Origin of the sequence: Cohnella sp. GbtcB17, assembly GCF_019091135.1 — a bacterium.
In the GTDB taxonomy this organism is placed as follows: Bacteria; Bacillota; Bacilli; order Paenibacillales; family Paenibacillaceae; genus Cohnella.
Genome location: NZ_JAGXJW010000054.1, coordinates 1 through 331, shown reverse-complemented (window position 1 = coordinate 331; position 331 = coordinate 1). Strand labels below are relative to the sequence as shown.

1 protein-coding gene is annotated in these 331 nt (G+C 64.7%); it reads right to left on the bottom strand.

What is annotated here, in order from left to right; all coding sequences use genetic code 11:
* Positions 1-331, bottom strand: a 331-nt coding sequence (locus KVT38_RS25365) for an EAL domain-containing protein (RefSeq protein WP_217596543.1), incomplete at both ends; no start/stop codon positions are given.

Here is a 331-nt window from a genome sequence, read left to right as displayed (position 1 = left end):
TGTAGCCCGTGCCGAAGTCGTCGATCGAGATGGAGACGCCGAGCGTCTTGAGCTGGCGGAGCGTCTCGATTGAGCGGTTCACGTCCATCGTCATCGATTCGGTGATCTCGAGGTCCAGGAACTCAGGAGACATGCCCGTCTCGCGTACGACACGCTCCACCGATTCGGCGAAGTCGGGGCTGACGAACTGGCGGCTGGACAGATTGACCGACATGCGAAGCGGCCCGACCTCCGATTGGCTCCAGCGCCGCGCAAGCGTGCATGCGGTACGAAGCGGCCACTCCCCGATCGGCACGACCATGCCCGTCTCCTCCGCCTGCCGGATGCACCC